Source organism: Corynebacterium sp. HMSC068G04 (genome assembly GCF_001814885.1).
Lineage (GTDB): Bacteria > Actinomycetota > Actinomycetes > Mycobacteriales > Mycobacteriaceae > Corynebacterium > Corynebacterium hiratae.
In genome coordinates this window covers 26,695-38,463 of record NZ_KV818293.1, presented here as the reverse complement: position 1 = coordinate 38,463, position 11,769 = coordinate 26,695, and the positions used below count along the sequence as shown (strand labels likewise).

Genomic DNA, 11,769 nt, shown 5'->3' with positions numbered 1-11,769 from the left:
CGCGCAGAATCTCCACGAGTTCAGGAAACTCATCAAAGTGCCGCATAACCTCGTCCTTGTTAGGAGAGGTAACAATCGCCAGCCTCGTTGCCCCAGCCCCCGCGGCCTCCTCGGCAATCATCTCAATGCCAGGAGTGTCCACGACCGGAAGCAATTCCTTCGGGACAGTCTTCGTAGCAGGAAGGAAACGTGTACCCATACCCGCTGCGGGGACTACAACAGTGCGGACGGAAGTGGAATTAGCCATAGGTCAATCTTAGAGGACAGCACGTCCACCCACTGTTTTGGGATAGTGCCACGTCGTTACCCTGCGGCCACACATGCTTAGCGATGCACCCTGATCCCCAAATCAAATCACCTCACCCCGCACCATTACAGACTAGACTTCAAAGTCGTCTCATTCGTATGCACTAAGGATCTCTCATGCGCCGACCATCTCGCACCGGCAAAGCTCTCGTAGCTCTTGTCCTCACCGCTTCGCTTACTACCGCGCAGGTTTCCGCACCTGCGCCTGCTCAGGCACAGCAGTTCCCGTCCTTCCCCGTGTCTTCTCTTCCCCAGTTCAACGAGGAACAAGTACGCCAAGCTATTACAGCACTAGTGGCACTTGCCGCTGGCATCGGCGGTTTGGCGCTCCTTGCAGGCATCCTTCCAGGAATCGGTTCTTCCCAAGGTCCTACGCCCGCTCCCACACCGACAGAAAAGCCAACCCCCACACAGCCGAGCACCACAGCCACACCAACGACCAGCGCAAAGCCCTCCACCTCAGCTAAGCCGACCACGAGCGCTCCCGCGGCCCCGACGACGTCCGTCGAACCTTCCCCCGGCTATGCGCAACACATTGCCGGCATCAAGGACCGGCTCGCTAACAGCGAGGATAAAGCACCACTCTGGGCTTGGGCTGCACCGCGCGGACCGCAGCTCAACCTCCCAACTCATGATGGCAGCGGACAGGCCACGCATCCCTCCGTACTTTACTTTGAGAATGGTTGGAACGGCTGGAAGTACTGGATGGCTATGACGCCTTATCCAGACAGCAACGAATCCGACGAGGACCCCAACATCATCGTGTCCAACGATGGCTGGACCTGGCAGTCCCCCGAAGGCTTGGCCAATCCCATTGACGACCAGTTGGGCAGGCCCAACCCGCACAATTCTGATGCCCAGATCGTCATGGCTCCGAGTGGTGAGATGTACCTGACGTGGCGCACCGTGGACCGCCCGAACCGCTCGACCAATCGCATTTACCTGTCCAAGTCCACCGACGGCGTGCACTGGTCTGAAAGGGAAGAAATCTGGTCGGGCGAGCCACAGTTTATGTCCCAGGCCCTCATCTGGACCGGTGAAAGCTGGCGTCTCCATGGCATTTCAAACCGCGCCGGTGTGCCCAACCGAATCATCTACTTTGAAAGCGACGATTTGAAGACGTGGTCTGCTCCTCGGTACCCCAAGATCGATCCCTACGTACCGAATGGTGAGCGCTGGTGGCACATTGATGTTCAGCGATACAACGGTGAGTACATTGGCCTCGTGCACATTATCCCGAGCGAAACTGTCCAGAGGGGCAACCTGTACCTGCTTCGTTCCAAAGATGGCATCAATTGGAAGCGCTCAGATACCCCGATCATCTCCCATGAGGAATCCGGCTACCCCAACCTTTACAAATCCGCCCTCGTCCCGCACGGCAGCGGCGATGACCTCACCTTCGAGCTGTACTACTCCGGTTTCAGCGAAGGTCGCGCTAACTGGCGAATCAACCGTACCGTTGCGGAGCGCGTCAGCGTGGAGTAAGCCCTCCGTCGGCGTATCCCCGCTCAATCGGCACAGAGAGTGCCCGCACTCTCTGTGCTTCGATGTCATACTCGAATAGATAGGTCTGCGGCCCACGAACGATTCGTAGCACCCTCTTACCGTGCCCGCTGTCCTTGAAGGTGTACTCCACCTTCTCCGCTGGCCCAGCCACTACAACAGCTGTGAGCAGCCCGAAGTCTCGGGTGGCGCGCCCAAAGCCCACAGTCCACGTGTCCGTGGGTTGCTCATTGCGGAAGACAATGCCGCGAAGCCCTTCGCGGTCTCCCCGTGCCATATTCACGTCGGTGTGCTCGAAGTAGCGCGACCCTTCAATTCCGTAACGGATAAAGACCAACTGTGTTCCGTCAACCACAGAGCGAAACCGGGTGGTTTCATACTGGGATCCCACGTACTCAAACTCGGGTGCCACATTCCAGCGTTGCTCTGCGTACTCCACCTTCGGCGTGGGCTCTAAACTGTCCGCAACCACAAAAGGGCCACAGTCCGCGAAGCAAGCGCTACGTTTCCACTTCAGGCCCTCCCACGCCGTGTCTTCCAAATCGAATGCAGACCACGTTTCCTCAATCTGGTGACTCACCAACCGTGAGGCTGCCTCGGGGTTGTGTTCCTTTCCCCGCACCAGAAGCACATTGTGCGCTTGCCGGCTCTGCGCGTAATCACGCATCTTCCCCCGCGCATAACCGGGGTGGCCAGCATCCACAATGACATTCCTGCCGCGGTCCCAAAACGTCAGCGACAAATGGTCAAAATGCCCATGTATCTCACGAGCAGGCCCAAAGCGCAGGGAAAAGAAGCTTTCCTTGTTTATTGAACGGAGTTGCCCAAAACCTGAGCGTCCAAATACATACCCTGCGTCGTAAACCTTGACTCGTGGAATTTCCACACCAGTCGCGCCATTCGATAGTGCAAATTCCACTGCCCCTCCTCGCACGAACTCCGGACGCCGAGGCATTGAGTCACCAATTTCAACGAATGTGCCACCTGGGGTCAATGAATGCGCAATAAATTCTTCGAGCGGCTCCTTCTTCGCGCGCAGCGCATCTGCGCCCGGTGCCCCAAACAGCTCAAAGGCATCAACAGCGGTCTGACGCAGCCTCTCAATATAATTCGCGTATTCCGGCGCTTGTTCATTAATGGCGCCTTCCTCGTCGATCATTACTTCAAGACAAGCTTTTGCGCGCTCTGCACCGGTGGTGAGCATCGACTCATTACTCAGCCTATCTCCTACCACCATCAACGCCAGTGCCTGGGAGAGCCCATGATTCCAGTATCCATCAAAGTGCTCCATTAGCCACTTTCCGTGATACTCGATGGCCTCATGCAGCCATTCGTCTTCAGGGAAGATTTCACTAAGCGCGCTTAGCGACGCCGCCCTAATCGCCACCGCATGCCCGCCCCAAACGTACTCATCGTCTTTCCACTCAGGCGTGACGTGGTTCATCTCCCACCAATTCCACGCCACCGCCCATACAAACTCTGCGCCGGTTGAAACTTCCTCTGTCCACTCCGACTCAGGAAGCTCCGCCGCACGGTCCACTATGAAGTCAATCCAGTTCAAGGAGTGCAAGTAGAAACGCACTGTCGGGTGCAATCGCTGCTTCTCGATCTGGGGCCAGAACGCCTCTTCAGGCTCAAAATAAACCGCCGGATATGAGTGGATCACAATCATCCCGTTTAACACGCGGGACACCTTGTTGATACGCCCTAAGCCGCCAGAAATCACGATGGGACGGCCACGGTTAGGAGCGGAATAGAAAGACACAATTTTCCTTTTCAAACTTGTAAATTAAGAACGGCGTAACCGTTTTCCTAGAATTCCCAGGGGAGTCGGGAATCAAGTGCTTCCGTTGACCCAAAAGTACAGCAATAATCCAAACAACCAGATCGCACCACAACGTGCATTTTTAACCATTACCACGGCGCTTAGAATGACTGATAGTGCTGTGCTGCCTGCAGTAGATTCAGCGATTAGCGAAAACCTGCCCAGAAAGAAGAACAGGAAGCTCGATATTTAAAGGGCCCTTAAAGAAACTCCATGTGGTGATATCAGTGCCATACGCGTCCCAAAAGTCACATCTAAAGTACGAAGAGGCCGACTAGTCAAAACGAAGACTAATTCGGCCTCGGCGAAGAAAGTTCAGCTCAATTAGTGGGACGTGGACTATGGGACGCTGTGTGGGATCGGCATCGTCGTAGTGTAGAGCTCGATAAAGCGTTCCATACTGTACCGATCCTCCACGTAAACTGCACCGTCTTTGGCTCTAGCCTGAAACACCTCGAAATCGCGGCATTCCAGAACGTAATCACGCATATCTGCCAGAGACTCAAAGATGTACTGGTTTGGGTACATGTATTCAGCACCAGCCCAGGGACGAAGCAGGGTTATGTTCGATGCAGCGAACCCCTCCGCTGCTGCAACATGAGAGCCTTCCGCGTCGCTTAGGGATAGCACAAACCCCTTGTCTGCTAATTCCGTCTTGGTATCCACCCAACCTTCGAAGTGGACCGAAGAACTGAGGCCATTCGTCTCGACGAACCTCTCGCACTCTGCGAAATACTCTCGCTCTGCTGGATCATTGATCACCCATCCCAACTCATCTGGACGGCGCCCAAAAACCGTCAAAGAATAGCGCGGATCCACTTCCTTGAGTTGCCTTAAAAGCTCTAAAGCTCTCCTGTATCCTTTTCGAATCGGGATGCTTCCGACCATCACAAGGTTGAATACCTTCGACGGATCCGAGCTAGTCACATATTCAGTCGTTTGAATATAGTTAGGAACATAGGTAACTATTTCACGGTCAAATTTAAAGACTGTCTGCGTCTCTTCAAACATGCCAGGGGCAATAGTAATGACCTTGTCAACGGAGCTTCTATCGAGCTGATTACCGTAATCCTTCGTGGTTTCAAACCTGTGGAGACGTATCGCCAATGACTGACGTGGGCTCTTATTCTTGGAATACCACACCGCATTGCCTAACATCCATTCGCAGTGGATTGAGTCAGCCCATTCAAGCAGGCGACGGCTCTTCGCTTCGTCGTGCGAATCATGACCGGACCATTCATCAACACAGACTTGATAATATCTTGACAGTTCGGGAATTGCAGGCAGGATAAACCGCAAATCGTAGCCGGCAATCAGCAAGCGAATCTTGATAGCTTCCTGAAACTCGGAATATTTCCCATCTAATACAAAATCTCTAAGCTGAGCAAACCGAGGACCATACGTAAACGCTCGAACCTGAGGCTCAAATTCGTTAAGAAAGAGGCTAAGCCTGCGGAAATCCTCTTCCGCGAATCCCCCACGGTTGAACCTAATCATGTTCTGGAAAGCCGCCTGGAGAGCGACTTGCCCTCGGAGCCCAAAGTAATCTATACCAATCTTCGAAAGAATATCGGTGGAACGACGCCACGCCGACAAGTGGTTGTCTAACTCCCGCTTTTGATACTGCTGTGTACTCGAAGTGTTAGCACCGACTTTTACCGTGTTATAACGGAAGTCAGGCTCAGAAGAGTATTGCACATTAGCCTTAATCAAAGCCCTATACAAGAAGATCGCATCTTCAGCCAGGCGTAGATCCGACGGCCACTGGATGCCCTCGTCCTCAAGAAACTTACGGCGGTATAGACCGCAGACTGTAGTGCTGTGGAAACGGACTACTTTCCGCACTCTCTCGATACGAGGCATGGTTTCATCCCACTCAGGAATGACATTCATCTTCAATTCACTTCGGCCGTCAAATCTCAGTAGAGGCGCGCGAACCACATCAGCCTGAGTCCGCTCCGCAATCGCAATCTCGGCTAGGATTCCGTCCGGCAGAATCATGTCATCCGAATCCAAGTGGAATACGTACGTTCCTCTTGCTTTCTTCAAAGCCTCGTTGCGAGGAACCGAGGGAGTCCCCGTATTGACTGGAAGCTGGATACACGATACCCATTCGCGCGTGGAGGAAAAATCTAAGACCTTTTCGTAAGTATCGTCCGTAGACTTGTCGTCAACAAATATGACTTCAAGTCTTTCCACTCGATTATTAAGATCATCAAGCGATGAAAAACACTCAAAGATCTTGCTGCTGACGTTGTAGCTAGGGACGATTACACTCAATAACGGTTCCATTTTGATCCTGTCTTAAACGCTGTAAGCCTGAACAGCTTTATCCTTGGCTCGACCGGCCAAGACAGCCGATAAACTCAGTTCCGAGACGAGAAGTGAATTCTCTGCAGACGTAGGGACTATTCGATACCTAGGCTCTGAGCTTTCGTGAGTCATCGATCCTTCTGAAATGATCGGCAGATCGATGTACTGACTGTGCAAAGCCATTTCTCCAACCACCTCAGTGTCCAAGCCCATCTCCAAAAATTCAGCTGAGCTCACCAAAACACCAAACTCAGAATCATCGAATAGTTCACTAATCGCACACTCCCCATTCAGAAGCAGTTTCTCGTATACAACTCGAATACCGTCTCTATTCCAGTTAGTCAACGCATCAGCATAGGCGAGGTTATCGATGTTCTTATCAAGGAGAATCACCTTTGGGCCTTTCCAGTTGTCTAGGGAGCTAAGTCCTTCGAAAACTCTTTGCCCCGCATCCAAGGAGGATGTAGAAACAATAACCGCACCATCGCTACTATGCTTCCGATAAGCAACTTTCGCGGTATCAAGGATCTGCTCGAAGCGTTGACGGTATGTGTGTTTTTCAAGAACCTTTATGAGATTCCTTCTCTTGCTTGCTTTCATCTGCTCGGATGACAAGCGTTTGAGGCCATGCGGATCTCGGTCAAGGTATAGAACATCGTCTCCGAAGAACTCATGTACACCTTCCGAGAAGTTAGACACCACGTAGGTGTTACAAGCCATCAATTCAAAAATGCGCCGTGCAAACATAGTTGGTGATTTCGTCTCGGTGTTAATCGTCATACCGATCTCGGAACCCTTGTAGACCTCTGCGACACGATCATTGGGAACAGAGGGCTTAATGTAGCTGCTGAACTCTTCAGGATAAAAATGGCTTTCATCTTTACCACCGTAGAATCGATCGAAGATCTGCAGCTCGTATTCCGAAGAATTAACTGCACTAAACATACGGTTCATTGCCTCACATCGCGCGCCGTGATTTGAATACCACCCACCAGCGAAATTCACTGCCTTTTTGCGCTCGGCTATTTCAATCGGATTGAAAAGTCGCGGTTGGACAGCAAACGGGAGGACATGCACGCTTGGATGGCCGTATTCTTTCCTATACCGATTGACCGATCCAAGATCTGTAGTAAAGACATGGTCAAATCGTAAAGCTGTATCCACGAAATTATGACGCTTGTCATCATAGTGCGATGGATCTTCTTTGTTCCAAAATACTGTTGGAATACCGCGACTCTTGCAGTATTCAAGAATTGACAAGAGTTCTTTCCGGTTTTCCGACTTGAAATTCGAAGACGAATACACGCGACCTTTCCAAGGACGTCTCTCTGAGTCTGCGCCACTCCAAGCGGATTCACAAAGGAATAGGTCTGGCTGAAAATCGTCCAATTGTTCGTGCCATTTATCCGGCAAGAGTGAAATCATGTCGCACTCATATCGGAAGCAATTGCTAGAAAACTCGTCCAAGATTGCAGCCACCTTTACGTCGCTAGCCTTGCGCTGAAAAGCCCACGACGAGTTTTGCTCAGTGACGTCTATCTGAACTTCGTTGCACACTTCGACCGTTCCCGACCACCGATGTAGCTCCAATTTGAGAACATGCGCTTGGGCAGGAACAGACACCGATACCCGATTCTCATTTCTCTCACCGTTCGCCGCCAAGTATGAGAAGTAGCCAAATTTGTCACTATAGCTATTCAAAAGGCGATGATCGATACGTTCGCCCTGGTCATCGTAAGCAGTTACGGCCAAAACACCGGCTCGCCGCTCAACCAAACCATTAATCGCCCCGACCGTAATCTGGATATCGGCACGTTCACACCTTTCAACTGGCAGGGAGAGTTTAAGCGGACTTGTCTCCAGCTCAATAAAGTCATAGGAAGGCAGGTTGGAAGCGATCGTCAAACTGAGTTTGCGAACCGTATGTTTGGACGATCGACGGACTACCTGAATTTCGTCAACTCGGTGTTGGTCACTAAAAATGGTGCGATCTTTGCGCTTGTTCCGCGCAGCCACATGTGAAGCTGCATAGGTCTGATTCGCGAAATCTATTCCGCCTTCGTCTCCCACCAAGCTCTGCGATAGATGCCTAAGCAGTTTCTCTGCTTGTTCGTTGCTCTTGCTAATCTCGGCAAGCTTTGCGTCGATGCCCGTTTGGGCATTCTTTATCATTTGGGTCGCGTCTGTCACTGTCAGCACATCGGCTTCTCGTTGAGCTCGACTTAACTCATTGATCTTGGTGCTGGTAGCGTTTGTGGCCTTGATGCTTTCAGATGCACATGCCTGCAGGGTCTTGTCAGCTTGCCACAACTGCAAGAGCTTCGTATTGGTACGCTGGTTCTGCCGTTCTTGTCGCGTCACGTAAGACACGATGCCGCCAGCGACTGCGACTCCACCAAGAACCGCAAGAGCGAATGTCAAAGTTAAGTTTGACTCTGCACGCCCCATAAGAGCCGCCAAAAGCAACAGGATTGCCCCGGAAACGAACATCCCGACTGTCATTATAAAAAATTTTGGTTTCTTCACGTTCTAGCTTGTCATTCTATGATTCACGGCGTACATTCTCGGATCATTCTTCCACTGGGAGAACTTTCCAGCAACCAGTGGGAAAAGCTCCAGAGCTCACTCGCATTTTTCAATGTTCAAAGAAGAATAAGCTCTACTCCAACCGGTATCCAGCTTTGCTTACGGATTTTCTTCTAGGAAGACCCTATCCCATTGGGAAAGAACAACTGCCGTATCCCATTGCGAAGCGTAACTACGTGCCTCGTTTCCAAGGGCCTTAAAGTCCTGGAACTTCTGACTTGCCAGTATAGTTTCTATTTGGTTGGGCTCTTTTAAATCGCTGGCGAACGGACCGAACACATCGTGGACGCCTTCTCGTTCCCATAGTAACGGGATACATCGGCTTGCCATCCCTTCTGCTGCGGCGAGATGGAAACTCTCTAACTCACTTGGCGACAAAATATATCCGACCCCACGGAACCAGGAAGCTACGTCTGCAGTAAAGCCGTCGAAGGCCACGCGCTCCTTCAGGATTTGCGAGGAAGATAGTCGATCAAAGAATTCGAGGTATAACTGCTTTTGCACTGGATCGTTCCACACGTGTGGGTATTCCCACGGGAACCTTCCTTTAAACCGAAGCGTGTATCGAGGGTCTACTTCGACTAGCTTTTCGAGTAATTGAAGAGCCCTGTCAGGACGTTTCAAGAAGGGAACATACCCCACCATCCCAAGAGTAAACTCAGCGTTGCGCACCTTAGGGCGGTCAAAATCATCAAGATCGATTACGTTCGGAATGACGAACGTCTTTACGCCGTCCATACCAAACTTCTCTAACGCGGTTCGTCGCACCCATTCGGAAACGAATACCATAGAGGTCACATTTTCCCACCGAACTTGCTTCATCCAAGGACCGTTTAGTTCAAATCGATGAAGCCTTGAAATAAGTCGCGTGGTAGGCGCTATATTCTGTGAATACCATCCCAAAGCGGGCCCAGCCCACTCGCAAAACACTATATCGGCCCAGTCTGCCAACTCGCGGCTCAAAGTCTCATCATGTTTGTGTAGTGTCTCCCAAGGATCTTGCCTTACTTCGTACCTGCGAGACTCCTTCAAGTGCTCCATCAACTCACCCATGAATTTCAAGTCATGGGAAGCCACAACTACCCGCAAAGGCCGTGTCTCGCTTTGCCCCTCGGAATGCGGACTGCCAATTGCACGTGCAAATGAATGGTTTAAGCGTTTTGCAGCAGCCGCCATCGAGAAATGCTCACTCGCTCTACGTGCTGTCTCCTGTGCTTCGGCTAGCTTCGGCAGTGCGAAAACTAAACTTTTTGCTACATCTGAAATCGAATCGCCAGCGTCAACAAAAAATGGATATTCAGCACCCCATAGCGCACAATGCTCCTCGGTACGATTCACCAAAGGAACAGTACCCGCTGCGCCGTATTCTAAGGCCTTCGTCGAAATTTCCAAACTTGAATCTAGAGCAGCAGTTCTCCATCCAAAACCTAAATCAGCTTTGCGGATGTGCTCCATCGATTCACTACGGGGTAGAGCTCCTAGCCACTTCACACCACTAGACTCGTCAGAATCTGCTTCCTCAAGCGCATGCAGCATAGTGTCCGCCCAAGCGGGCTCTTTAGAGTCATAATTAATTTTTGCCCCGACCACTTCCAGCACGGCTTCGACATTCAGTTTGGCAAGCTCCTTAGGAAGCTGAAGCATCTCCAAGGTTCGCCACTCACGCGCCAGCTTTCCTGCATAAACTATCCGCAAAGGCCTTTGGTGCAAGCATCGATCAACAGAATCATTGATGGGCAAGAATGCCTCATCGGGAATCATTGGAGGCATCAAGACAACTTTACCTGCAGCTTCAGGAACTATGGCTTCCAAATATGACCGAGCCGCTTCCGTTTGCGCAAATACTTTCCTAGCGGTAGTGGATATTCTCCTTAGTCGAGAAGCATTGGTGTCTGAAAGCTTGGTCGGAGGATAAGGAATATCAGTAACGTACGCCCACAAAAGCGAGGCAAGGGATTGCGACTGACTGATCTCATGACAAATGTTGAAGCCACGAGCAACAATAGCGGGTGAAGAGAATTCTTCGACGACACGCTGGATAGATTTTACGGCTTCTCCAGGGATCATACCCATTTCATCCGTCCCAGAACCGGGCTCATGAATAGTTACATTCTTGATGCCCTCGAGCGATTGGAGAAGTGTCTTATCGACAATCTGACATTTCAGGACTAAGTGAACATGATTGAAAATACGAGAGAGAACATTTGTAATCGAAACAAGCCAGATTGAGGATCCATCAATCACATTGGCGTTGACGTCCCCATAAACTACGACAGACTTCATTTGGTTCCCTTTCCTGAAACCTCCGCGATCAGTGAAACGACGGGAAGGCTAAGGTCTTTCTCCCACTCCCATTGCGGCTTCCCATCTTTAACGACTACAGTTGCCATATTTCTCAGCTCGTTGGAAAAATGCTCTTGACTCGAAGATTCAACAACAATCACAAGAACCCCGGCGAGTTTTGATTCGCGAATGTATTTCGAAAGAGTCAGAAAATTGGCAGTACCTTGTGTATTTAGCACACCCGACCAAAGCCCATTTCCTAGCGCTGCCTCTTCGATAACTAGGTAAGCAGTCAGCGGGTCGGGTTCACCAAGTTCATGAGGAGCCATAAACCGTTTGACGCGCCCAAGTCCGCATAGTCCTTCTTCTAAAACTGTAGAACCGACTAGTTCTATCCGCCTCTTCCTTGCAGCTTTGTCTGCCCCCCAAAGCGCCCTCAGAACAGCAGAACCATCGCTTTCCATCTCCTGCTCCGCTGCGATTCGCCCGGCCCGCTGCGCTGCAGGACGCCCTACTATTCTTGATGCAGGAACAGCTTTGGGCGCGAAAAACAGCCCTTCATTGTCGACGCCCCCACCGCGTTCCAGATCACCGGTGAGACCACTCCGAGAATTCAAAGCATCTAGGACCTTTTTCTGGCTACCTTGCTGTCTTGAGTTGTCGTGAGCAAGCAAATCCGCACTCATCTGTTCTAACTGCCGCACGCGACGAAGAATGGCGCGGTCAATCCCTTCCGCTTTCTTGATTGAGGAAATCCATAGCGCAGCTAGAAAAAACCCCAATACTAAAGAAGCTAAAAGAAGAAATTTATGAAGGTAACCACTGTCAACAAAAATTGAGAAAGCCAGAGAACCAACGATTGCAGCGCAAAGTACTGTCAGCCCTCGTCCCCGTCGGAAAAAGTCAACCATTTCTCATCCTCGTTCCCACAACTCGCTTTAACCCAGCTTCTA

The 11,769-nt window shown here is 51.1% G+C and carries 7 protein-coding genes; 1 reads left to right on the top strand and 6 read right to left on the bottom strand.

Annotated elements, in window-relative coordinates; all coding sequences use genetic code 11:
- A partial coding sequence (locus tag HMPREF2993_RS13345) for a sugar phosphate nucleotidyltransferase (protein ID WP_246822307.1) occupies nt 1-247 on the bottom strand: 247 nt, incomplete at its 3' end.
- Between the two features lie 176 nt (nt 248-423).
- Here HMPREF2993_RS13345 and HMPREF2993_RS01410 point away from each other — a divergent pair.
- Nucleotides 424-1,791 carry a sialidase family protein gene (locus HMPREF2993_RS01410; protein WP_070700620.1) on the top strand — a complete coding sequence of 456 codons (1,368 nt, stop codon included), beginning with the start codon at nt 424-426 and terminating at the stop codon, nt 1,789-1,791.
- Here HMPREF2993_RS01410 and HMPREF2993_RS01405 read toward each other — a convergent pair.
- From HMPREF2993_RS01405 to HMPREF2993_RS01385, 5 genes are all read right to left on the bottom strand, one after another.
- Entirely contained in the window at nt 1,778-3,574 is a 1,797-nt protein-coding gene (locus HMPREF2993_RS01405) for a heparinase II/III domain-containing protein (RefSeq protein ID WP_141758239.1), read from the bottom strand. The genes HMPREF2993_RS01410 and HMPREF2993_RS01405 overlap by 14 nt on opposite strands.
- Nucleotides 3,575-3,973: 399 nt before the next feature.
- On the bottom strand, nt 3,974-5,926 hold the full coding sequence (locus HMPREF2993_RS01400; RefSeq protein ID WP_070700615.1) for a glycosyltransferase: 1,953 nt from the start codon (nt 5,924-5,926) through the stop codon (nt 3,974-3,976).
- A 12-nt stretch (nt 5,927-5,938) separates the two neighbouring features.
- On the bottom strand, nt 5,939-8,473 hold the full coding sequence (locus HMPREF2993_RS01395) for a glycosyltransferase family protein (protein WP_070700613.1): 2,535 nt from the start codon (nt 8,471-8,473) through the stop codon (nt 5,939-5,941).
- Nucleotides 8,474-8,632: 159 nt separating this feature from the next.
- Nucleotides 8,633-10,816, bottom strand: a complete 2,184-nt coding sequence (locus HMPREF2993_RS01390) for a glycosyltransferase (protein ID WP_070515476.1) — start codon at nt 10,814-10,816, stop codon at nt 8,633-8,635.
- Nucleotides 10,813-11,727, bottom strand: a complete 915-nt coding sequence (locus HMPREF2993_RS01385) for a hypothetical protein (protein ID WP_070515479.1) — start codon at nt 11,725-11,727, stop codon at nt 10,813-10,815. Before HMPREF2993_RS01385 ends, HMPREF2993_RS01390 begins: the two co-directional genes overlap by 4 nt.
- Nucleotides 11,728-11,769: the final 42 nt, after the last annotated feature.

Excerpts from the sequence above, each read along its gene's own strand:
- HMPREF2993_RS01410 (WP_070700620.1), top strand. The coding sequence starts at position 424 with ATGCGCCGACCATCTCGCACCGGCAAAGCTCTCGTAGCTCTTGTCCTC.
- HMPREF2993_RS01400 (WP_070700615.1), bottom strand. The coding sequence starts at position 5,926 with ATGGAACCGTTATTGAGTGTAATCGTCCCTAGCTACAACGTCAGCAGC.
- HMPREF2993_RS01390 (WP_070515476.1), bottom strand. The coding sequence starts at position 10,816 with ATGAAGTCTGTCGTAGTTTATGGGGACGTCAACGCCAATGTGATTGAT.
- HMPREF2993_RS01385 (WP_070515479.1), bottom strand. The coding sequence starts at position 11,727 with ATGGTTGACTTTTTCCGACGGGGACGAGGGCTGACAGTACTTTGCGCT.